The organism is Streptomyces sp. PsTaAH-137, assembly GCF_003259365.1.
Lineage (GTDB): Bacteria > Actinomycetota > Actinomycetes > Streptomycetales > Streptomycetaceae > Streptomyces.
Genome location: NZ_QLLY01000007.1, coordinates 261043 through 282217, shown reverse-complemented (window position 1 = coordinate 282217; position 21175 = coordinate 261043). Strand labels below are relative to the sequence as shown.

Annotated in this window: 21 protein-coding genes; 8 read left to right on the top strand and 13 right to left on the bottom strand. The window is 72.3% G+C overall.

What is annotated here, in order from left to right:
- Window positions 1-98: 98 nt before the first annotated feature.
- From K377_RS18285 to trpS, 3 genes are all read left to right on the top strand, one after another.
- Window positions 99-1145: an NAD(P)-dependent alcohol dehydrogenase gene (locus K377_RS18285; protein WP_111664453.1), complete on the top strand. Its 1047-nt coding sequence runs from the start codon at window positions 99-101 to the stop codon at window positions 1143-1145.
- A gap of 140 nt (window positions 1146-1285) precedes the next feature.
- Entirely contained in the window at window positions 1286-2509 is a 1224-nt protein-coding gene (locus K377_RS18280; RefSeq protein WP_111664452.1) for a cytochrome P450, read from the top strand.
- Between the two features lie 204 nt (window positions 2510-2713).
- Window positions 2714-3799: a tryptophan--tRNA ligase gene (gene trpS / locus K377_RS18275; RefSeq protein ID WP_111664451.1), complete on the top strand. Its 1086-nt coding sequence runs from the start codon at window positions 2714-2716 to the stop codon at window positions 3797-3799.
- A gap of 26 nt (window positions 3800-3825) precedes the next feature.
- Here trpS and K377_RS18270 read toward each other — a convergent pair whose 3' ends face one another.
- The 6 genes from K377_RS18270 to K377_RS18240 all read right to left on the bottom strand — a co-directional run bounded on the left by K377_RS18270 (window position 3826) and on the right by K377_RS18240 (window position 9265).
- A complete protein-coding gene (locus tag K377_RS18270; RefSeq protein WP_111664450.1) occupies window positions 3826-5076 on the bottom strand; it encodes a cytochrome P450 in 1251 nt (416 codons plus the stop codon).
- A complete protein-coding gene (locus K377_RS18265) occupies window positions 5073-5690 on the bottom strand; it encodes an ATP/GTP-binding protein (RefSeq protein ID WP_111664449.1) in 618 nt (205 codons plus the stop codon). The genes K377_RS18270 and K377_RS18265 overlap by 4 nt, the downstream gene beginning before the upstream one ends.
- Entirely contained in the window at window positions 5671-6030 is a 360-nt protein-coding gene (locus tag K377_RS18260) for a DUF742 domain-containing protein (RefSeq protein ID WP_111664448.1), read from the bottom strand. Before K377_RS18260 ends, K377_RS18265 begins: the two co-directional genes overlap by 20 nt.
- On the bottom strand, window positions 6027-6446 hold the full coding sequence (locus K377_RS18255; RefSeq protein WP_111664447.1) for a roadblock/LC7 domain-containing protein: 420 nt from the start codon (window positions 6444-6446) through the stop codon (window positions 6027-6029). Before K377_RS18255 ends, K377_RS18260 begins: the two co-directional genes overlap by 4 nt.
- Window positions 6447-6575: 129 nt before the next feature.
- A complete protein-coding gene (locus tag K377_RS18250) occupies window positions 6576-8357 on the bottom strand; it encodes an ATP-binding protein (protein WP_111664446.1) in 1782 nt (593 codons plus the stop codon).
- A gap of 623 nt (window positions 8358-8980) precedes the next feature.
- Entirely contained in the window at window positions 8981-9265 is a 285-nt protein-coding gene (locus tag K377_RS18240) for a zinc-ribbon domain-containing protein (protein ID WP_111664445.1), read from the bottom strand.
- A 223-nt stretch (window positions 9266-9488) separates the two neighbouring features.
- Between K377_RS18240 and K377_RS18235 the strand changes: the two genes are divergently transcribed.
- Window positions 9489-9980 (top strand): peptidylprolyl isomerase, encoded by a 492-nt coding sequence (locus K377_RS18235; protein ID WP_111664444.1) that lies wholly within the window; start codon window positions 9489-9491, stop codon window positions 9978-9980.
- A 71-nt stretch (window positions 9981-10051) separates the two neighbouring features.
- Here K377_RS18235 and K377_RS18230 read toward each other — a convergent pair whose 3' ends face one another.
- The 6 genes from K377_RS18230 to K377_RS41690 form a co-directional block, all read right to left on the bottom strand.
- Window positions 10052-10795, bottom strand: coding sequence for a ferredoxin reductase (locus tag K377_RS18230; protein WP_111664443.1), 744 nt, complete (start codon window positions 10793-10795; stop codon window positions 10052-10054).
- Entirely contained in the window at window positions 10788-11399 is a 612-nt protein-coding gene (locus K377_RS18225) for a sulfite oxidase-like oxidoreductase (protein ID WP_111664442.1), read from the bottom strand. The genes K377_RS18230 and K377_RS18225 overlap by 8 nt, the downstream gene beginning before the upstream one ends.
- A 103-nt stretch (window positions 11400-11502) precedes the next feature.
- Window positions 11503-13671, bottom strand: coding sequence for an FUSC family protein (locus K377_RS18220; RefSeq protein ID WP_237551800.1), 2169 nt, complete (start codon window positions 13669-13671; stop codon window positions 11503-11505).
- A gap of 307 nt (window positions 13672-13978) precedes the next feature.
- Window positions 13979-15568: a penicillin-binding transpeptidase domain-containing protein gene (locus K377_RS18215; protein WP_111664441.1), complete on the bottom strand. Its 1590-nt coding sequence runs from the start codon at window positions 15566-15568 to the stop codon at window positions 13979-13981.
- A gap of 100 nt (window positions 15569-15668) precedes the next feature.
- On the bottom strand, window positions 15669-16547 hold the full coding sequence (locus K377_RS18210) for an SGNH/GDSL hydrolase family protein (protein WP_111664440.1): 879 nt from the start codon (window positions 16545-16547) through the stop codon (window positions 15669-15671).
- Window positions 16548-16722: 175 nt separating this feature from the next.
- Complete coding sequence (locus K377_RS41690) at window positions 16723-16884, bottom strand: hypothetical protein (protein WP_181512599.1); 162 nt, start codon at window positions 16882-16884, stop codon at window positions 16723-16725.
- Between the two features lie 235 nt (window positions 16885-17119).
- On the opposite strand from K377_RS41690, the gene K377_RS18205 reads away from it, so the two are divergent.
- A complete protein-coding gene (locus tag K377_RS18205; protein WP_111664439.1) occupies window positions 17120-17329 on the top strand; it encodes a hypothetical protein in 210 nt (69 codons plus the stop codon).
- A gap of 35 nt (window positions 17330-17364) precedes the next feature.
- The gene (locus K377_RS18200) at window positions 17365-17850 is read left to right on the top strand and encodes a GNAT family N-acetyltransferase (RefSeq protein ID WP_111664438.1); all 486 of its coding nucleotides are present in this window, start codon (window positions 17365-17367) and stop codon (window positions 17848-17850) included.
- A gap of 291 nt (window positions 17851-18141) precedes the next feature.
- On the opposite strand, the gene K377_RS18195 is transcribed toward K377_RS18200, so the two are convergent.
- Window positions 18142-18951 (bottom strand): alpha/beta fold hydrolase, encoded by an 810-nt coding sequence (locus K377_RS18195; RefSeq protein ID WP_111664437.1) that lies wholly within the window; start codon window positions 18949-18951, stop codon window positions 18142-18144.
- 144 nt (window positions 18952-19095) lie between these two features.
- On the opposite strand from K377_RS18195, the gene K377_RS18190 reads away from it, so the two are divergent.
- Together K377_RS18190 and K377_RS18185 are read left to right on the top strand one after the other, a co-directional pair.
- Window positions 19096-20244 carry an ROK family transcriptional regulator gene (locus K377_RS18190; protein ID WP_111664436.1) on the top strand — a complete coding sequence of 383 codons (1149 nt, stop codon included), beginning with the start codon at window positions 19096-19098 and terminating at the stop codon, window positions 20242-20244.
- A gap of 25 nt (window positions 20245-20269) precedes the next feature.
- Window positions 20270-21142 (top strand): Cof-type HAD-IIB family hydrolase, encoded by an 873-nt coding sequence (locus K377_RS18185; RefSeq protein ID WP_111664435.1) that lies wholly within the window; start codon window positions 20270-20272, stop codon window positions 21140-21142.
- Window positions 21143-21175: the final 33 nt, after the last annotated feature.

Sequence of the window (21175 nt, the reverse complement as noted above, 5' to 3'; positions counted from 1 at the left end):
TCGTGTCGCATGTCTCATTGGGACACATGTCCCATTGGGACGCGAGGGGGTTACTGTGGAAGGGCGGGGGCGAGCGAGAGCGACGAAGGAGTCGAGTCATGAAGGCACTTCAGTACCGGACCGTCGGAGCGGCACCCGAGGTCGTCACCGTCCCGGACCCCGAGCCGGGTCCCGGTCAGGTCCTCCTGAAGGTGACCGCGGCCGGCGTCTGCCACTCCGACATCGCGGTGATGAGCTGGCCCGCCGAGGGATTCCCCTACGAGCTTCCGCTGACCCTCGGCCATGAGGGCGTCGGCACCGTCGCCGCGCTCGGCGCGGGCGCGGACGCGACCGGCCTGAAGGAGGGCGACTCCGTCGCCGTCTACGGCCCGTGGGGCTGCGGCACCTGTGCCAACTGCGCCCAGGGCAAGGAGAACTACTGCCTGCGCGCCGACGAGCTGGGGATCCGCCCGCCCGGACTCGGCGCCCCCGGCTCGATGGCCGAGTACATGATCGTCGACGACCCGCGCCACCTCGTGCCGATCGACGGCCTCGACCCCGTCGCCACCGTGCCGCTCACCGACGCCGGTCTCACCCCATACCACGCGATCAAGCGCTCGCTGCCCAAGCTGGTCCCCGGCTCCACCGCCGTCGTCATCGGCACCGGCGGGCTCGGCCACGTGGCCATCCAGCTGCTGCGCGCCATGACCGCCGCCCGCGTGATCGCCCTCGACGTCACCGAGGACAAGCTCGCCCTCGCCCGGACCGTCGGCGCCCACGAGGCGATTCTTTCGGACAAGGACGCCGCCGCGAAGGTGCGCGAGCTGACCGGCGGGCGCGGCGCCGAGGCGGTCTTCGACTTCGTCGGCGTCCAGCCCACCGTCGAGACCGCCGGCGCGGTCGCCGCCATCGAGGGCGACGTGACCCTCGTCGGCATCGGCGGCGGCCTGCTCCCCGTCGGCTTCGGCGCGACCAACTTCGAGGTCAGCGTCACCGCGCCCTACTGGGGCAGCCGCGGTGAGCTCATCGAGGTGCTCGACCTGGCCCGGGCCGGAGCCGTCTCCGTGCACACCGAGACGTACTCTCTCGACGACGCGCCCCTGGCGTACGAGCGACTGCACGACGGCAAGATCAACGGCCGTGCGGTGATCCTCCCGAACGGCTGACGCGAGCCGCATACCGTGGTCGGTTTCCGGCCACGGTATGCGTTCATCATTCAACTGTCGGCGTGGAGAGGGCTGTTCCGGGTCAAGGGTGATCAATAGCCTGAGGTGAACCGTCCGTACATCCCACCTCAGGGAGCGCCATGTCCACCGCGCAGATCCCCGACATACTGTCGCCGGAGTTCGCCGCCGACCCCTACCCCGCCTACCGCGTGCTGCGCGAGTCGGCGCCGCTCCTCTGGCACGAGGCGACGCAGAGCTGGATCGTCTCGCGCTACACCGACGTGGAGCGCGTCTTCAAGGACAAGGCGGGCCAGTTCACCACCGACAACTACGACTGGCAGCTGGAGCCCGTCCACGGCAAGACCATCCTCCAGCTCAGCGGCCGGGAGCACGCCGTGCGCCGCGCCCTGGTCGCCCCGGCCTTCCGCGGCAGCGACCTCCAGGAGAAGTTCCTGCCGGTCATCGAGCGCAACTCCCGTGCCCTGATCGACCGGTTCCGCGCCACCGGCTCCGCCGACATCGTCGGCGACTACGCCACCCGCTTCCCGGTCAACGTCATCGCCGACATGCTCGGCCTCGACCAGGCCGACCACGCCCGCTTCCACGGCTGGTACACCGCCGTCATCGCCTTCCTCGGCAACCTCGCCGGGGACGCGGACGTCACGGCGGCGGGGGAGCGCACCCGGGTCGAGTTCGCCGAGTACATGATCCCGATCATCCAGGCCCGCCGCGAGAACCTGGGCGACGACCTGCTCTCCGCCCTGTGCGCCGCCGAGGTCGACGGCGTACGGATGAGCGACGAGGACATCAAGGCGTTCTGCAGCCTGCTCCTCGCGGCCGGTGGCGAGACCACGGACAAGGCGATCGCCAGCATCTTCGCCAACCTCCTTGTGAACCCCGAGCAGTTGGCCGCGGTACGGGAGGACCGCTCGCTGATCGACCGGGCCTTCGCGGAGACGCTGCGGCACACGCCCCCGGTCCACATGATCATGCGGCAGTCCGCCACCGATGTGGAGCTGTCGGGCGGCACCGTCCCCAAGGGCGCCACCGTCACCTGCCTCATCGGCGCGGCCAACCGCGACGGCGACCGGTACGCCGACCCCGACCGCTTCGACATCTTCCGCGACGACCTCACCACCACCACGGCGTTCTCCGCCGCCGCCGACCACCTCGCCTTCGCGCTCGGCCGGCACTTCTGCGTCGGCGCCCTGCTGGCCAAGGCCGAGGTCGAGATCGGTGTGAACCAACTGCTCGACGCGATGCCCGACGTGCGCCTCGCCGACGGATTCGACCCCGTGGAGCAGGGCGTGTTCACCCGCGGCCCGCAGTCGCTGCCGGTGACGTTCACCCCGGTCGCCCCCTGAGGCCCCGCCCGGGTGTTAGCCTCGTACACATGCTTCGTTCCACGTGTCTGAACTGGTGGCGCCTCACTTAGAGGCGGCCACAGCCATGCACGAACAAGGGCCGTCCCCGGACGGCCCCTCTTGCTTTCCTCCCGCGGATCTCCGCCGACGGAGGCCGGGCCGCCCCGAGGGCGACCACGACCCGTCGAACCACAGGGAGAGACCATGACCACCACCGTCGAACGCCCCGTTACCGACGTCCTCGGCACCGCCGCGGCCCGGGCCCGCAGCGCCGAACTGGAGCGGCTCGTCCGCAGCGACCCGGGACGCTTCCGGGTACTCACCGGCGACCGGCCGACCGGCCGGCTGCACCTCGGCCACTACTTCGGCACGCTCCACAACCGCGTCAGACTCCAGGATCTCGGCGTCGAGACCTTCGTCCTCGTCCCCGACTACCAGGTCCTCACCGACCGCGACGTGGCCGAGAACCTCAAGGAGTACGTCGCCGATCTCGTCCTCGACTACCTGGCCATCGGCATCGACCCGGCCCGGTCCACGATCTTCACGCACAGCACCGTGCCCGCCCTCAACCAGCTGCTGCTGCCGTTCCTCAGCCTCGTCTCCGTCGCCGAGCTGAACCGCAACCCCACCGTGAAGGACGAGATCGCCCACTCCCGGCAGTCGGCCGTCAGCGGCCTCATGCTCACCTACCCCGTCCACCAGGCCGCCGACATCCTCTCCGTCAAGGCCAACCTGGTGCCCGTCGGCCAGGACCAGCTGCCCCACCTGGAGATCACCCGTACCGTCGCCCGCCGCTTCAACGACCGCTACGGCCACGGCACGGAACTCTTCCCGCGCCCCGAGGCGCTGCTGTCCGACGCGCCGCTGCTGCTCGGCACCGACGGCACCAAGATGAGCAAGAGCCGGGGCAACGCCATCGCGCTGTCCGCCGACGCCGACGAGACCGCGCGGCTGCTGCGCGGCGCGAAGACCGATGCCGACCGCCGCATCACCTACGAGCCCGGGACCCGCCCCGAGGTCTCCTCCCTGGTGCTGCTCACCGCGCTCTGCGAGGGCACCGACCCGCACCGGGTCGCCGAGGAGCTGGGGGACGGGGGAGGGGCGGCGCTCAAGCGCCGCGCCACCGAGGCGGTGAACACCCGCCTGGCGCCGATCCGGGCCCGCCGCGCCGACTGTGCCCGGGACCCGCAGCTGGTCAGGGACGTGCTGCGGGCCGGGAACGAGACCGCCAACGCCGTGGCCGAACAGACCCTGGACGACGTACGGGCCGCCATGCGCACCGAGTACTGACGGCCGAGGGGCGGCCCACTGGAGGACTACTGGACGACCGGTGTGAAACTCACCGGCAGCGCGGTCAGCCCCCGCATCCAGATCGACGGCCGCCAGGACAGATCGGCGGGCTCCACCGCCAGGACCAGGTCCGGCAGCTTGTCCAGGAGAGTCTCCACTGCGGTGCGCGCGATGACGTCGGCGAGCAGCGGCGCGGGGTAGGGGCAGCGGTGCTCGCCGTTGCTGAACGACAGGTGCGCCGCGTTCTCCGCGCCGACGTGGCCCTCCGGCCAGATCTGCGGGTCCGAGTTCGCGGCGGCGAGCCCAAGCACCACACAGTCGCCCGCGCGGATCTGGCGGCCGCCGAGCTGGGTGTCGCGCACCGCCCAGCGGCCGATGAAGTTCTGCGTCGGGGTGTCCAGCCACAGCACCTCGTTCAGCGCCTCGCCGACGCTCAGCCTGCCGCCGGAGACGTTGATCGCGAAGCGCTCGTCGGTGAGGAGCAGCCGCAGCGTGTTGCAGATCCAGTTCGCCGTCGGCTGCTGGGCCGCCGCGATCACCGAGATCAGGTCCTGGACGATCTCCTCGTCGGTCAGCCCCGCCGGGTCCAGGATCATCCGGGACGTCACATCGGCGCCCGGCCGCTCCCGCTTCTCCCGCACCAGGCGCGCGATGCGCTCACCGACACGGACGTACGCCGCCACCGGGTCGTCGCCCTCGTTGGCGTCCAGGGAGATCCGCAGATCGTCGACCAGGTCCTGGGTCTCGTCGGCGAGCTCCGGCATCCCGCACATCTGCACCGCGGCGCGCATCGGCAGCGCGTGCGCGTACGCGGACATCAGCTCGGCCTGCCCGCTGCCCGCGAACGCGGTGATCAGCCGGTCGGCGATCTGGGCGCAGTCCCGGGCCAGTTCGAACTGGTCGACCTGCTCCAGGGCGTGCGTGATCACCCCGGCGCGCCGCCGGTGCTCGTCGCCCTCGGTGAACAGCACCGACGGCTGGTACCCGACGAAGGGCATGAGCGGCCAGTCGGCCGGGATGTGCTCCCACTGGTTCCAGCGGCGCGAGTCCCGCGCGAACAGCTCGTCGTGCGACGTGACATAGCCGAGTTCGGCATAGCCGAGCACGAGCCACGCGGGCACGTCCCCGTCGAGCAGCACGGGCGCCACCGGGCCGTGCTCCGAGCGCAGCGCGCGGTACAGCTGCGACGGTGTCTGCTGGTACTGCAGGCCGCTGAGCGGGACGGCGCCCGCGTGCGCGGGGCAGGCCGATACGGCGGGGGGCGTCGTTTCCGTCACGGTGTCGTCTCCTGGGCCATGGCGATGGCGTAGAGGTGGTCGACGAGGGTGATCAGCACGTCCTTGCCGGACGACCTGACCCGTGCGTCGCAGTCGACCATCGGGATGTGCGCGGGCAGCGCGAGAGCCTGGCGGATCTCGTCCAGGGAGTGCCGCACCGGCTCGTCGTCGAACCGGTTGACCGCCACCACGAACGGGGTGCCGTGGTGCTCCAGGCGGTCGATCGCGTACCACGAGTCGTCCATGCGCCGGGTGTCGACGAGCACGACCGCGCCCAGCGTCCCGGAGAACAGCCGGTCCCACAGGAACCAGAACCGCTCCTGGCCGGGGGCGCCGAACAGGTAGAGCACCATGTGGTCGTTGAGGCTGATCCGGCCGAAGTCGAAGGCGACGGTGGTCGTCGTCTTGGAGGCCACCGCCGAGGTCTCGTCGACGCCGACGCCCGCCTGCGTCATCACCTCTTCGGTGTTCAGCGGGCGGATCTCGCTGACCGAGCGGACCAGCGTGGTCTTGCCGACCCCGAACCCGCCGACCACGACGATCTTGAGGCCGGTGTCCGCGCCGGCGCCGAGCGGTGTGCGCTGTGCGGGCAGCTCAGAGGTTGCGGAGCCCATGGAGCACCTCCTTGAGAAGAGCGGAATCGGGGAGTTCGGCGACGGACGCGGCGGCCCCCGGATGACGGGCGGTGATCTTGCCGCCCGCCTGGAGGTCGCCGAGCAGGATCCGGACGACGGTGATCGGCAGCTTCAGCTCGGCGGCGACCTCCACGACGGCCGTGGGCCTCCGGCACAGTTCGAGGATGCGGACGTGCTCGGACTGCATTCCGGAGGCCGGTTCGCACTCGCTCACCACCAGGGTGACCAGGTCGAAGGAGGCGTCGTCGGCGCGGCTGCGGCCCCCGGTGACCGTGTACAGACGGTCCGGGGCACCGGTGTCCACCGGCCGCCGCGTCACTGGACTCCGCCTCCCGCGCCGGCCTGGCGCGGAGCGGCCCGCAGATGCTCCCCGATCTGCTCGACCAGCTCCGACATCTGGTGGCCCACGACGCCCGGGTCGGCCTCCTCGTCGGCGACGACCGCGAGGTGCGCGCCCTCGCCCGCGTCCACGATGAAGAGCAGCCCGCCGTGGAACTCGGTCATCGAGTGCCGTACGCCGCCGCTGCCGTTGCCGAACTCCACGGACGCGCCCTGGGCGAGCGCCTGGATCCCGGAGCAGATCGCCGCGAGCTGGTCGGCCTGGTCGAGCGTCAGATGCTCGCTCCAGCACAGCTTCAGACCGTCGCGGGACAGGACGAGGGCGTACCGGGTGCCGGGCGTGCGCTCGAGCAGGTTCTCCAGGAGCCAGGTCAGGCTGGTGTCAGTGGTCTGCATGGCGGGGTCGGGACGGCCCTTCCGGCGGTCCGGAGGGCTGCCCGTGCCTCCAATCTCACGGTGTAGAGCGGTGTAGAGCGGTGAAGAGCGGTGCGAAGTGGGGTGGAGCGGCCGGGCGGTGCCGGGGGGTCAGTCCGTGGCGCCCGGCCGGTCGGTGCCGCGGGCGTCGGTGTCCTCGGCGTTCTGGGGTTCGGTCGTGCGGGCTTCCTTCGCCCTGCGGGCGGCGTGGAAGGCGCCGAAGCGGGCACCGGCGTCCCTGGACGGTGTGCGGTCCGCGGCGGGGGCGGGGCGCGAGCGCTCCTGTTCGACCGCGGCCATCGTGCGGCCCGGCGGGCGGACCGGCAGCCCGTTCGGCGTCGACCCGACGGCACCGGCGGGGCGCGGCTCGGCCGGTGCCGTGGTGTTCGCGCTGCCGGCGGCGTTCATGAGGTGCACGGTGTCCGGGCTGTCCGTTGGGGCGGCGGCGGGGGCGGCCGGGGTGACCGGCGTGGCGTCCGCGGCAGGGGCGTCGGCGCGCTCGTGCCGCTCGGCGGGGGCCGGACGCGGGATGTTGACGGGCGGTGCCTGCTCGCGCTGCTGGGCCAGGACCTGCGGCGGCAGCAGGACGACGACGCCGGTGCCGCCGCGCGAGGACGGCCGGTAGTTCACCGCGATGCCGTACTTGGCGGCGAGCCGGCCCACCACGGCGAGCCCGAGCCGGGTGCCCTGGAGCGAGGCCAGGTCGGTGACCTGACCGGACACCGCGTCCTCGGCGCGCCGCATCGCCGCGTCGGCCATCTTCAGGCCGCTGTCCTCGATGGTCACGACGAGCCCGGCGGAGCGCTCCTCCACGTACACGTGCACCTCGTCGATGGGCGGCGAGAAGTTCGCCGCGTTGTCCATGAGTTCGGCGAGCAGGTGCATCACGCCCTCGGCAGCGAAGCCGGCGATCGCCGCGTCCGTCGCGCAGTGCAGCCGCACCCGCTGGTAGGCCGCGATGCGGCCGACGGCACCGCGCAGCACGCTCTCCATCACGATCGGCCGGTTCCAGGCGCGGCTGGAGCGGCCGCCCATGAGCAGCGCCAGCCGGTCCGTCATCAGCCCGAGCTGCGAAGTGGCGTGGTCGAGCCGCAGCAGGTCCCCGAAGACCTCCTCACCGTGCCGTTCCTGCATGGTGCGCAGGTCGGCGAGCATGCTCACGGCCTTCGCCTGCACCCGGCCGAGCGCCTTCGCCGACGCGGCCTGTGCGGCGGCGCCGCGCCGCTCGCTCACGGCCAGTTCCCGCAGGAACGCTTCGGCGGGAACCCTCAACAGGGGGTTCTCGGGCCAGGTCGGCTCGGCGAGCACGGTGTCGGCGGACGCGCCCTCGCGCAGCCGCTCCACCGCGGCCGGGAACGTCTTCGCGGTCAGGAGTTCCAACTCGCTTGCCGCCTGGCGCAGTTCGTTGCGGGCGGCGTCACGCTCCGCGGCGGTCCGCGCGGCCTGCTGCACGGCCTCGCTCAGCGAAGTCGTGAACTCCTGGAGGATGCGGGCCAGTTGGGGATCGTAGGGCGGAGTCGGGGCGGGGAGCCGGCCGTCCTGGAGGTGCCGCACCACGCCGGGCAAAGTGACGTTCACCAGCTGGGCCGCCTCGGCGGACTGCTGGGTCAACCGGCCGTTCGCCAGGGCCAGTTCGGCGCGAGCCGCCTCCGCGTCACGTCGGGCGCGGCCGACGGTCACCGTGTGCACGGCCAGGACGACGGCCAGGCACGCCCAGGCGGTCAGGGCCGTCCACACCGCCCAGGTGCGCGCGGCAGCAGGAGCGAGCGCGGCCGCGCCGCCTGCCGCGGCGGCCGCCACCACCAGCACGGTGAGCACCGCGACCAGCGACGGTCGACCCGCCCCGGCTTTCGGCTGAGAGCGGGTAGAGGAGGGTGGAGCAGGCACTGACATTCCGCGGTCCCTCGGTCGTTGCGTGCGGGGAGCGGCCACTCGACCGGTCGGGTCGGCGGCGGATCCGGGCTGTCCGCGCCGAAGAGGACGCCGATCTTCCGGACCGTACGAACGCTCATGCTAGTCACGCCGCGCGACGGGAAGACCGGACAAGCCGGGCAGTTCTCCCGGCGGGCGACTTCGTCGTGAACTCGCCCCTGCCTCGACTGATCGTGGTAGCTGCCGATCCGACCTTATACGGGCCGTGAAGTCGAGGTGGGGGTGGGTGTGTTGGCGCGGGGAGAATCACCGGAAGGTGTTGGTCCGTGCGATTTCGATGTGCCGTTGAGCGAGAGTTTTCGGTCAACGTCGCGTGTTCCGGCGTCCGATCTCCCGGTACGGGGAGTCGTGGACCGCCGCGCCGTCACCCGGCGTCAGGGCGCGGTGGTGGAGCCTGCCGCCCCGGTGCCCGGCGGCGGCCCGAAGTTTTCCGCAAACGGGTGTGCATGCTCGCACCGATCCCGGGCACCAGACAACGGACAGGCTCTGGCAGCCCCACCCCCCGGGCGCTCGAGCATGAGCCCCGCCGCCTCTGCTTATCCCCCCTGCGAGGCGGCGGGGCTGTCGTCTGCCCGGCGCGCCGCTCAGCCCTGGTGGTGCTGCGACTGCTGCTGCGACGGGTGGCCCTGCGGGGCGACGGCCGTGGCGAGCATGCCCTCCGCCTGTTCCTTGGGCAGCTGGTGCTCCATGCCGCAGAACGTGCACTGCGTGCGGTACTTCGTCGAGATCGGGAACAGCGGGATGAAGAACAGGGTGAACTTCGTGAGGTATTTGCGCAGCGAGTGCGCCGACGGGTTGCCGCAGCCGCCGCAGACGAGCGTGAGCATCGCGAGCTGATACACGTAACCGCGCGTGCCAAAGATGATCATGGGGGTCCCCTCCCGGTCGATGGCCACCGCCGAGCGTGGGGCCTCGCGTCATCGTAGGCAGCCCTGGTACTCGTCTCACAAGCTGTGGTGGCGGGTGGAATCCTCCCGCGCCGCGGTCCGACTCGGCCACATTGCGCGGCCGGAACGCTACGGACCGTACGGATGCGGCCACACCGCCCGCCCGAATCGGCATTTCGGGGCTCGTGATGAAAGGATTGCGCCCATGGCAATCAAGACCTACTTCGACATCACGATCAACGACGAGCCCGCCGGGCGGATCACGTTCAACCTCTTCGAGGACGTCGTCCCGAAGACCGCGGAGAACTTCCGTGCCCTGTGCACGGGCGAGAAGGGCTTCGGCTACGCCGGCTCGTCCTTCCACCGCGTCATCCCGCAGTTCATGCTGCAGGGCGGCGACTTCACCGCCGGTAACGGCACGGGTGGCAAGAGCATCTACGGCGAGAAGTTCGCCGACGAGAACTTCCAGCTCAAGCACACCAAGCCGGGCCTGCTCTCCATGGCCAACGCCGGCCCGAACACCAACGGCTCGCAGTTCTTCATCACCACCATCGTCACCGACTGGCTGGACGGCAAGCACGTCGTCTTCGGCGAGGTCGAGGACGGCATGGAGCTCGTGAAGAAGATCGAGTCGCTCGGCTCGCGCAGCGGTGCCACCGCCGCCAAGATCACGATCGCCGAGTCCGGCCAGCTCTGATCCTCAGCGTGTACGCGGCGGAGGCCGGGACCCCACCACACGGCGGGGTCCCGGCCTCCGCCGTTGCGGGACTAGCCGAAGCGCTCGATCCGGATCCGTTCCACGGGCTGACCGAGGTCGACCAGCAACCGCGAGGCGTGCTCGGCGAACGCGTTGGAGCCGCACACGTACGCCTCCCACGCGGGCGCGCCCCGCGTGAAGCACGGCGCCAGATGGTCGGCCGCCAGGCGCCGTCGCTCGCCCTCGCGGGTGAGCACCGGCGTCGTCTCGTCCCCGTACTCATCGGCGTAGATCAGCTCCTCGCCCGTGCGCGCGGACACGAACAGGCGCAGGGGGACGGCCGGCCGCCGCAGCCGGTGGTGGCGCAGCATCGACATCAGCGGAACCACGCCCGACCCCGCGCCGATCAGCAGCGCCGGCCGGTCGCCGGGCCACGCGAAGAAGCCGCTGAGCGGGCCGCGGACCTCCACCGTGTCGCCGACCCGGGCGACGGCGTGGAGATGCCCGGAGACCTCGCCGCCGTCCACGTGGTCGAGGGTCAGCTCGATGTGCCCGGTGTCGTCCGGGGGAGAGGCGAGCGAGTAGTGGCGCTGCGCGGTGTAGCCGTCCTCGGCGGTCAGCCGCAGGATCAGGTGTTGGCCGGGCAGATGGCCCTGCCAGCCCGGGACCGCGAACCGGAACGTCGAGGCGCGGGGCGTCTCGCGCCGGATCTCGGTGATCACCGCGCGCTGCCAGGCGGCCGCGGTCTGCCGGCCGACCTCGATCCGGCCGGGCACGGCGAACCGGGTGGGTGGCGTGAAGGTCGTCTCAGTCACCGGAGTACCGCTGTTCCTCCCAGGGGTTGCCCCGTGCGTGGTACCCGTTCTGCTCCCAGAAACCCGGCTCGTCGTGGTCGAGGAGGCGCAGGCCCGCGAGCCACTTCACGCTCTTCCAGAAGTACAGGTGCGGCACCAGCAGCCGGGCGGGCCCGCCGTGCTCGGCGGGCAGCGGCGCGTCGTCGTGGGAGAAGGCCACCCAGGCCCTGCCGTCGCTGACGTCGGCGAGCGGAAGGTTCGCCGAATAGCCGGTGTGGGAGTACGCGACCACGTGGGTGGCCGAGGCGTCGGGGCGCACGGCGTCGAGGAAGGTGTCCAGCGACACGCCCCCGAAGCGCACCCCGAACTTCGACCAGCCCGTCACGCAGTGGATGTCGCCCTCGTACGCGGACGTGGACAGGGCACGCGCCTCGTCCCAGGTCCAGGTGCGCGGCTCGGAGACCAGGCCGTCGACACGGAAGGTCCAGTCCCGCTCGGCGATCCGCGGGGTCACCTCCGCGGAGAGGACGGGCCAGTCGTCCCGCGCGTCGTACTGGCCGGGCGGCAGCCCCGGATCATGCCTGCGGGGGCGCCCCACGAAGCCGCGGGTGACGGGGACGGTCATGCGAAGAACTCCAGGTCGAGAAGGTGCGGCACGCACACGTGCCCGGGACAAGCCTGCCATCCCGCGGCCCCGCGACGCACATCCGTTCGGGCGAGACGGCGTCCTACGCGCGCGGGCCCACCGGCACGCCCAGCGGCCGGGCCAGACCGGTGATGCCCTCGTCGAGACGCTGCAGATGCCGCAGCACGCGGAACGTGACGGTGTTCGCGGCCGGCATGCCCAGACCGTCGGTCTCCAGCATCGCCGTGATGCTCGCGCCCGACTCGACGCGGCCCGTGTCCTCCGTCTCGTTCACATGGGCGACCAGCACGTCGATGTTGTGGTCGATGCGCCGTGCCGCGCGCGCCAGGCGCGGATCCGCGCCGATCCGCTTGCTGTACGGGACGAGCTCGGCCGTCGCCGCGAGCGAGCGTGCGTGATAGGCCGAGGTCTCCAGGAGCGCCACCAGATAGCGGGCGGTCTGCCGGCGCTCGCGCAGCGGCGTGATGGGGTGCGTCAGCGGCTGGGTGGCCGCCCGCAGGTCGTCCAGCGCCGTGTCGAGGTCGCGGGCCTTGTCGAGCAGGTCGACGGCCGGACCGCCGCTGAGCTGCTCCACGGCGCCCTCGACGACGTCACCGAGCCGCTCCAGGACGGCGGCGAGCTGCTCGTCGGTGCGCCGGTCGGTGCGGACCGGGAGCACCAGCATCGCCGCGACGATGCCGCAGGCCGCGCCCAGCGCCGTCTCCTCGATGCGAAGGACGAGCACGTCGAGGCTGTAGGTGTTCAGGAGGGTGTAGAGCAGGCCCAGCATCGCCGTCACGAAGAACGACATGAGCGCGTACGACAGCGGAGCGGTGAAGAACATCGCGAACACACAGACCAGGACCAGCACGAACGCCAGCCAGGTGTGGTGCCCGACGGCGCCCGCGAGCGCCACACCGGCGACGACCCCGAGCACGGTGCCGAGCAGCCGCCGGTAGCCCTTGACGACGATCTCGCCCGTCGACGCGGTGTTCAGGAAGACGACCCAGCAGGTCAGGACCGCCCAGTACCAGCGCTGCGAGGACAGGAACTCGCCGCCGACGATGGCGAGCGCCGAACCGACGGCGACCTGGAACGCGGCCCGCGTGGTGGGCCGCTGGAAACCCGCGGGCTCCGCCGGCTCGTCCTGCTCCGTGCTCGTTATGGAGACGTCCTCGGCGTCGAACTCCTCGCGCGAGCGGGTCGTCGCGGGGGAGTCGTCCGACTCGTCCTGCGGCCCGTCGAGCGCGAGCCGCAGACCCAGGACGGAACGGGCCGCCTCACCGATGCCGCGGAACACGTCCTGCACGGCGAGCGTCGTGCCCGGCGGGATGCACTCCTCGTCGCGGTAACCGAGCAGCCGGTTGCGGACGTGGGCGACGGCCGTGCCGCGGTTCGCCTCGGCCGGGCGGGCCACCATCAGGCGCAGGGCGCCCAGGTCGCGGCGGAGCAGCGCGGTGGACTCGTCCTCGGCGCGCAGCAGCTTGCCGGTGGCGGGCACCGGGGCGCCCGGCAGATGCAGGGTCAGGGTGTCGGCGCGCTCGGAGCTGCGGGCGGTGAGCAGCAGCATGCCGAGCCGCTCGGCGGCCACCTCGGCGTCGGCGACACGGCGCTGGATCAGCGCGGCGGCGGCGTCGTCGCGGGTGCCGTCCTCCAGGCGGCCCTGGATCATCAGCGCGGTCTCGTGCAGCCGGGCGGTGCGCCGCCGCAGATCGTCGAGGACGTCGTCCAGGTCTTCCGGTGCCGCGTCGAGCAGCAGGGTCTGGGCGTCCACGAGCTGCGCGAGCCGCGCCCGGAACGCGTCGCGCAGCCGCCCGAGCACCCGCTGCGGAGTCTCCGGCACGAGCGCGAACCTGGCCACCGCGCTGCAGGCGAACGCGATCGCCAAGGTACCGAACAGGAGGGGGAGTTGATCCACCGACGCGTTCACGAACAGGGACACGAAATACACCTGAAAACCGATCAGGCCGAGCGCCGTTCCCCGGTCGCCGAATCTGCGGCTGTAGACCGCGCCGAAGATGAGGGCGACGAAGAACGCGTCCCCGATGACGACCAGGCTGTGCAGCAGCGCGCCGAGCGTCATCGCCACGAGCGCGGTCGGCAGCCCGAGGGCGAGGGTCAACGCCTGTCCTCGTACGGTCTTCTCGCGGATCGCGAAGGTGCCGACCATCGCCGCCATCGCGCCCGAGACCATGTGCGTCACGTCCGTGCCGAGCAGGGCGAGCACGCCGAGCGTGAGCCCGATCGCGGCCACGGTGCGCACGCCGGCCATCAGCCGCAGCAGCCCGGGGTCGGAGGCCACGAAGCGGTCCCACGTCGCGGTCAGGGTCGGCCGTCGCGCCACCTGCGTCACTCCAAGATCGATCCGGCGTTCGTCCCCCGAGCATACGAGCACGAACGTGCGGCCCTGACGCGTCCGCGGCCCGGATCCGGAGTGACGGAACCGCCAGGTCGTCAGGGGTGCGGCGGTCATGGACCTGAACGGGGCGGGTCCGCCGACGAGTTGAGTGTCCGGCGGAGCGGCATGGCCGGAGGGCGCCGCTGTGCGCCGTCCCCGCTTCTGTTGCGCTCCTGTTTCTCTACTGTGCGGATTTCAGGACGGCCGCCACCAGCGGCCCCGACGACTCGCCGCCGCGGCCGCCGCGCCGCATCACGGCCGCCGCCGCCATGTCGCCGTGCCAGGCGGCGAACCAGCCGTTGGGCTTCTTCTGCCCGATGACCTCGGCCGACCCGGTCTTCGCCCCGATGTCGCCGGTCAGCCCCGCCATGGAGCCGGACGCGGAACCCGAGGTCGCCGTCGTGTGCAGAAGGTCACGCAGTTGCGCGTGCGCGGTCGCGTCGAGCGGCCGGTGCGCCGTGACCGGCGTGCGGTGGCCGACGTCCGGGGCGACGAGGTAGGGCTGCCGGAACTGCCCCGTCCGCGCGGTGGAGATCACCGACGCCATCGTCAGCGGGTTCATCCGCACCTCGCCCTGCCCGATCATCGAGGCCGCCTTCGACGCGGCGTGCTCGACCGGGACCGCGCCGGCGAACACGTCGACGCCGGCCGACCAGCGCTCCCCGATCCCGAACACGTCCCGGGCCTGCCGGGACAGCGCGTCGTCGGAGATCTTGCCCGCCTGCGTGATGAAGGCGGTGTTGCAGGACGCGGCGAAACTGCTGCGGAACGTACCGCCGACGATGTCGAAGTCGTCGACGTTGTGGAACGTCCAGCCGCCGTACGAGGCGTTCTTCGGGCACGGATGCGGCCGGTCGGGGGCGGCGAGCTTCTTCTCCAGGAGCAGCGACGCCGTGATCATCTTCATGGTGGAGCCCGGCGCGAGCCGCCCCCGCAGCGCCGTGTCCGCACCCTTCGCACCGGAACCCGCGACGGCCAGGATCTCGCCCGTCGACGGCTTGACGACCACCAGCGAGGCGTCCGACCGCAGCGCGACCTCCCGCTCGGCCGCCTTCTGGACGCGCGCGTCGATCGTGGTCCGCACCCGCCCGGGCGCCCCCTCGGGCACGGACGCCAGCACCTGCCCGCCGGGAGCCGTCCGCAGCTCGACGCCCGGCCGTCCGCCCGCCGATCCGCCGTGGCCGCGCAGCCCGTCCACCACGTGCGCGAGCGACGGGAAGGTCCGGGTGTCCAGCCGCCGACCGGCCCGGTCGAGAGCGTCCACGCGCGCGGGAGTCGTCTCCCGCGCCTCGAACCGGGCGCCGTCGACCAGCCGGGGATGCAGCACGGCCGGCCGCCAGGCCACGACGGGCTCCCCGTCCCCGGCCCGCCGCACCACGGTGAGCCCCGAGTCGTACGACACCGGTGCGCGCCCGCCCTCGTACGAGAACCGGGCGCGCACGGCGAAGGGGACGCGGGCGCCCTTCGGGGTGCCCGCCGTGAGGTGTACGGGGGTGAGGTGACCGCGTTCCCGGTAGTCGCGCAGCGCCTTGGCCGCGGCAGGTACGTCGTCCGTGCGGTCCGCGGCCCGCTCCGCGTCGCCGTCGGCCCAGGCGTCGAGGAACCCGTCGGCGGCGCCGCGGATCTCCGCGGCCGTCAGCGGACCGGTCCTGGGGGCGGGATCGCCGGACGCCGTCAGCGCCCAGCCGCCCGCCCCGAGGGCAACGACCGCCACCGCGCCGCCGATCCACAGACCGCGTCGCCCGCCGGTGCCCTGCCGCTCGCCGCCCACGGGTTCTCCGCCCTGCCGAAGCCTCGAGATCCTGACGCCTCACCGTAGGCAGGTACCTCGCGCGCTTCCCTGGCGGAATGAGCCGTTCAGGGGTGCGGGATCACCCCAGGCCCAGCGCGCCCGTCGTCAGGTCGGCCATGGCCGACTCCCCGAGCGCGTTCGGATGCACGGGCACGAAGTTGGTGCCGAACAGCGCGGGCTCGACCCAGCGGGTGCCGCTCGCCTGACAGGCGTCGTGGCCCTCGGACGCCTGGGCCAGATCCACGTACGTGGCGCCCGTCTCGGCCGCGGCCCGCCGCACCGCCGTGTTGAGGTGGGTCTGGATGTCACGGACGTACGGCACGTCACCGGTGGCGATCGGCATCTTCGCGAAGCAGCCCGACTGCGCCTTCGCCGGCATGATCCACGGATAGCCGAGGATCGCGACGCGCGCGTCCGGGGCCTTGTTCCGCACCGCCTGCAGCGCGGCCTTCACCGCCGGATACGTCTTGGTGTCGATGTCGTCGCTGAACTTGCTGCCGTTCTGGTCCTTGCAGGGGCTGCCCTGACCGGCGGAGAGCACCCCGGCACTCGCGCACGCGAGGATCGTGTTGATGAAGGTGTTGTTGTCGTTGCCGCCGATGGTCATCGTCACCAGGCGGGTGTCCGCGCCGAGCGCGTCCAGCTGCGGCGCGACGCCCGGGTACTGGGCCGCGGCGAAGTCCTTCGTCTGTGCGCCGCCGCAGGTCACGTCCTTGAGCGTGGCGCCGGTGCGCGCCGCGATGACATGCGGGTAGTTCTTCGTGGAGCGGGCGCACAGCAGCGACGCGGACGGATCGAGCGGCAGCACGCCGGAGGCCGCGCTGTAGCTGTCGCCGAGCGCCACGTAGGGGAGGGTCTCACCGGTGGCGTGGGCGGGTGCGGCCAGCCCCACGAGGGCCGCGCCGGACGCCACCGCGACTGCTGTCGTACGTCCGCCCCGGAACGCGCGAATCACCATCTGCAGCTCCTTCGAAACCGGCTCGGCTCATGGCCAAGTTCCGTATGAGACAGGGGATTTCAGCGCGCTGACATTCGAAGCTACCGACGGGTTGGAAAACGCGTCAATAGGTGTGCACGGGGTCGTGACCAGGGACGGCAGGGGCCGGTGGTCGTGGTGTGTCCGGCCGGCGGCCTCAGGCGGTCTGCTCGGCCTCCGGGGCGTGGCCGAAGTCGAGCACGTTCTCGGCGGTGCGCTCGGTCTCCTGCGCCGCTTCGCGGGCGACGGCCAGGACGTCGCCCTGTTCGTCGACCAGCTGGTCATAGATCGGGGCCGGGGCGGTGGACGGTGCGGGCACGGCGAAAACTCCAGGTGGGTGCGGTGCAGGGGGACCTGCGCTACGGACAAAAGGGGACCCTACGACGGCCCGGTCGCGCCCGGTCAACCGGGGTCGGATTGGACGCCCGACCCGGTTTCGGGCATGCGGGCCGCTTCGGGCCAACCCGGAACGGGGCGGGGACAGCGAACAGGGCGGCCGCTACACAGGAGGGAGGGGGTCGGCGCCCGTCAGTCGACAGGGGGAGGGCCGTCACATGATCACCATCGACGTCGCCGTCTTACTGGGCATCATCGCCTTCTTTCTGCTGCGACGCCCCGTCGCCCCGAGAAAGCGGGTCGACACGTTCTTCGTGATGCTGGTCTCCCTCGTCCTCGGAGTCCTCATCGCCCCCACACCCTTCGGCGAGGGCATCGCCAACGTGATGAACCAGCTGTCCACCAGCATCTCCAACTGGGGCAACTGACCAGGTCACGACGGTGCTGTGCCAGACTCGGCCGCATGAGGATCAGAGACTTCCGTGCCGACGACTGGGAGCGCGTCTGGCCGTTCTGGCGGCAGATCGTGGCCGCGGGGGAGACCTACACCTGGGACCCCGGCACAAGCGAGGCGGAGGCCCGCGACCTGTGGACGCAGGGCGCCGGCAAGCGGGTCCTCGTCGTCGAGGACGCGGCGGGCGAGATCGTCGCCACCGCGTACGTGAAGCCCAACTACGGCGGTCCGGCCGGTGATGTCGCCAATGCCGGATTCATGGTGGACCCGGCCCACGGCGGCCACGGCTACGGCCGGGCGCTGGCCGAGCACGTCCTGACTGCCGCGAAGGCCGACGGGTACCGCGCGATGGTCTTCAACGCCGTCGTCGAGACCAACCCGGCCGTACGGCTGTGGACCTCCCTGGGCTTCACCGTCCTGGGCACCGTGCCGGACGCGTTCGACCATCCGCGCCACGGCCGCGTCGGCCTGCACGTCATGCACCGCGTGCTCTGACCCGTCCACGCCGCCCTCCTGCGGCGTGCTGAGGACCGATCGGCCCGGCGGCGCAGTCGGCGTACGCCCCGGCCGGGTGCCGAGACCGGAGCCTCGCCGACACCGACCGCCACGGAGCAGGTCCACCGGCGCCCGGTCGCGGCGGAAGTGGTGGTACGGGCCACGGACACGTCTGTGTCCTCCCGGAACCGACTCGTCGTGTACGTAGGCGGATTCACCCCGACCGGCCAATTCCCGCGGCACCGCGGTCCAGCAGGACGACGCGCCCGCCCGCGCGCGCCGAGAAGCGGGTCACCGGGGCACGTGGGAGGACAGGAAGTCCAGGAGCACGGTGTTGAACCGCTCCGGCTGCTCGGCCCCCGGCAGATGCCCGGCCCCCTCGATCACCGCCAGCGTCGCGTCGGGGACCAGCCGGGCGATCGCCTCGGCCTCGGCGACCGGCGTGTACACGTCGTCGGCGCCGACGACGACCAGGGCGGGCACCCGGGCGGCCGCCAGCGACTCCCGGTAGTCGGGCCGCTCGGCACGCCCCCGCAGGGCCGCGGCGGCGCCCCGCGGATCGGTGGCCCGCATCATCGCGAGGACATCGGCGGCGACCTGCGGCAGCGTGGTGACGTTGTAGGCGGCGAGCATCTTGTCGATGACCTCGTCGGCGTACCCGGACATGCCCTCGGCGAGCAGCCGGTCCGCGAGCCGGGCCCGGAACTCCCTGCCCTCCGGGGTCTCCGCGGGCGCCGAGGTGTCGGACAGCACCAGCGCCGACGTCCGGTGCGGGTGGCGCCGATGGAACTCCATGGCGATCTGCCCGCCCATGGAGACACCGCCGACCACCGCCCGATCCACGCCCGCGTGATCGAGCAGGGCCAGCACGTCGTCGGCGAACCGGGACAGCGGCACCTTGCCCTCGGTGACCTCGCTCTCCCCGTAACCGCGCAGATCCGGCACGAGCACCCGGTACCCGGCGGCGGTCAGGGCACCGGTCTGGTGGCGCCACAGGCTCCGGTTGAAGGGATGGCCGTGCACGAGCACGACGGGCACACCGTCTCCGGGGCCGAGATCGTCGTGGCGCAGCACCGCGCCGTTCACCGTGAGCCGGTCCATCGCACGCTCCTGATCAGATCGGATGCCCGGACCGTACGGCGCGTAGATCCGCACGATCAAGGGGACAGCAAGGGGGATCAGGGGGTCAGGGGGGGGCAGGCAGATTTGGGAAGGACTCCTTACTTGAGTGGCTAGACTGAGGACATGCCCTCGTCGCACCCCATGCCGCGCCCCTCCCTGGAGATGCTGCGCGCGCTCACCGACGAGAACGTGCTGCGCTCGCTGATGTCCGAGAGCCGCCTCACCCGGGCCGAGATCGCCGCCCGCACCGGCATCTCCCGGCCCACCATCTCCGACAGCGTGCGACGGCTCGCCGCCGTGGGCCTGGTCGTCGACACGGGGGAGCGCACCACGGGCCGCGGCCGCGTCGGCTCGTACTACGGCCTGGCACCCGGACTCGGCGCCGCGCTCGTCGTCGGGATCACTCCGCACGGGATCACCGCGGAGGCCGTCGACGCCCTCGGCCGCGTACGGGCGCGCGAAGAGACGCCGCTCGGGCGGGACGCGGGCCGGCAGGCCGTCGGCGACGCCCTGGACACGGCCGTGCGACGCCTCGCCGGGCGCACCGGGGACCGGCTGCGCACCGCCGTCGTCAGCGCCGCGGACCCCGTCGACCGTGGCACCGGCCGCCTCGCGCACCTGCCGGACGCGCCGTTCCTCGTGGGTGACCTCGACCCGCCGGGCGTCCTCGCGCCGTACATCGGCGCCGACGGATCCGTCCACGTCGACAACGACGTCAACTGGGCGGCCCGCGCCGAACGCGCCGAGGGCTGCGCCCGGGGCGTCGACGACTTCGTCTACCTCCACCTCGGTGAAGGACTCGGCGGCGCCGTCGTCTGCGACGGCGACGTACGGCGCGGCGCCCACGGCTTCGCCGGCGAGATCGCCCACCTGTACGTGCCCGGCCCGGACGGCGCCGCCCTGCCACTGACCGAGGTGTTCGCCGCGCTCGGCCTGCGCCGGGCGGGTTCCACGGCCGTCGACGTCGCCGCCCTGCGCGCACGGCTCGCCGCGCCCGAGGACCGGGTCGCGCGCGAAGTCCTCACCAGCGCGATCGGCGCCGTCGTCGCGGCGGCCGTCGCCTTCGCCGATCCCCGCACGGTCGTCGTCGGCGGGAGCTGGGGCCCCGACCTGGTCCCCGCGCTCGACGCCCGTTTCCGCCGCGGCCCGCGCCCCGTCCCGGTCGCCGCGGCCCGCCTGCCCGCTCCCGAACTGACCGGCGCCCGCGCCCACGCGACGGACCGCCTGCGCACCCTCGTCGTCGACTCGGCCCACCCGGCCCTCGCCACCTGACCGCCCCTCAGAACCAGGAACCACCGTGACCACGCAGCAAGACCGGACCGCCCTCCCCACCACCCCGCCCGACATCCGCCTCGTCGTCACCGACATGGACGGCACCCTCCTCGACGCCGACGGACGCATACCGGACGAGGTCTGGCCGCTCCTCGCGGAACTGGACCGGCGCGGCATCGTCTTCTGCCCCGCCAGCGGCCGCCAGTACGCCACGCTCGCCGCCCAGTTCGCCGCCGCGGACGACGGCGGCATGGTGTACGTCGCGGAGAACGGGACCTATGTCGTACGCGGCGGCACCGAACTCAGCTCGAACGTGCTCGACGCGGCGGTCGTCTCCTGGATCGTCAAGTCGATTCGTCAACTCGTCGATGAGAGCGCCGGCGCGGGCGGCGGGGGAGGGGACCTGGGCGTCGTCGTGTGCGGCAAGCAGTCCGCGTACGTGGAGCGCTCCGACGAGGCGTTCATGACCGAGGTGCGCAAGTACTACCGCAACCACCTCGTCGTCGACGACATCACGGCCGTCGACGACGACGTCATCAAGGTCGCCGTCTTCGACTTCGGCCAGGCGGAACGGACCGTCGCACCGGCCCTCGCGGCGCTCAGGGAGACGCACCAGGTCGTCGTCTCCGGCGCGCACTGGGTCGACGTCATGAACCTCACCGCGAACAAGGGCGTCGCCGTCCGCGGCCTCCAGCGCGAACTGGGCATCACACCCGCCCAGACCATGGTCTTCGGCGACTACCTCAACGACCTGGAGATGCTCGACGCGGCCGACTGGTCGTACGCCATGGAGGGCGCCCACCCCGACGTCCTGCGCCGCGCCCGCCACCGCGCCCCCGCCCACACCGACAACGGCGTCGTCCGCACGGTGCGCGAGGTCCTGGGGCTGCCCGCTTAACGGGGTGATCGCGACGAGCCGATCCGACACACT